Source organism: Priestia sp. 179-F W1.4 NHS, assembly GCF_045369295.1.
GTDB classification, from domain to species: Bacteria; Bacillota; Bacilli; order Bacillales; family Bacillaceae_H; genus Priestia; species Priestia zanthoxyli.
The window spans coordinates 1-1,001 of record NZ_JBIQFF010000059.1; the positions used below are offsets into that span (position 1 = coordinate 1).

2 protein-coding genes are annotated in these 1,001 nt (G+C 40.5%); both read left to right on the top strand.

Annotated features, from left to right (window positions below; all coding sequences use genetic code 11):
* Nucleotides 1–12 precede the first annotated feature (12 nt).
* On the top strand, nt 13–126 hold the full coding sequence (locus ACH0CI_RS28190; RefSeq protein WP_406902658.1) for a hypothetical protein: 114 nt from the start codon (nt 13–15) through the stop codon (nt 124–126).
* Nucleotides 127–157: 31 nt separating this feature from the next.
* Nucleotides 158–406 carry a hypothetical protein gene (locus ACH0CI_RS28195; protein ID WP_075422189.1) on the top strand — a complete coding sequence of 83 codons (249 nt, stop codon included), beginning with the start codon at nt 158–160 and terminating at the stop codon, nt 404–406.
* Nucleotides 407–1,001: the final 595 nt, after the last annotated feature.

Below are 1,001 nucleotides of genomic sequence, written 5' to 3' on the forward strand. Positions count from 1 at the left end.
ACTATTTCTCAAATCGAAAATGGGACTCGTCAATATCCGACGTTTGAAAATATGAAGAAAATCGCAGAGGCATTGGATCTTAGATTAGAAGATATTTTCTTACCAAGTCATAAGGATATGAACTAAGTTTTAGAATACTTAACGAGGGGCGATGAATATGGAAGCAGAAAAGCGACTAGCATTCTATGATATATCAGATGCACGAGCGAAAAGTGCCAAAACCTTTGATGGAAAGTTGTATACGTTAAAAGGAGGGGTAGCTGTAGAAAAAGGAACGGGCGATATCAAACGTGTAGCTGATATTTATTATGAAGTACGCTCAGTGATGGATCAGGCTCATACCATCGTCGCCAAGCGAAGAAAAAAAGATGAAGAATTGAAGGAAGTTTTACAAAAGACCTGCTAGTTCTTATATACAGCATACAAGCGATTTTGAAACGTGCCGAGAGCACGAGAAGTGGTACCTTGACAATTACATATTGCGTGCCTCCCCTAAACGGATCACAAGGGGGTTAAGGTATACGATAACGATAAGGTTCGATGAGTGCGTCCTAAAACTCATCGGTGATCTAGCAATAAAACAGTGACGGTGTATCCACGATCTGTGAAGAATGGTGGCGTGAGGGTAACTCCGAAGAAGCGACAACATTCCAAACAGTAGATACACGAGGTTCTTCGTACATGCCGAAAACGTTGTGCATTATTGGGCTTAGTGAAAACTATGCATGCCAATATAGGGTTTGCCCTTCCAGCCAGAAACGGGTATATATTTCCTTTCATAGCCTTGAAAAGACAGAGATGATCGCTAAACCTATGGTAAAATATTACTCTCGGTAGGTTTCAGAATCGCTTGTTATGTCTGAATATTAAGAACAAAGGAGAATGGTTATGAAAAACAAAAAATGGTTACTTTCTGCGGTTGCAGGAATCGTTGTGGCTCTAGGAATAGGCACAGCGTTTGTCTCTTCCTACAATTCAAGTGAAGTGAAAGGAAATGGTGA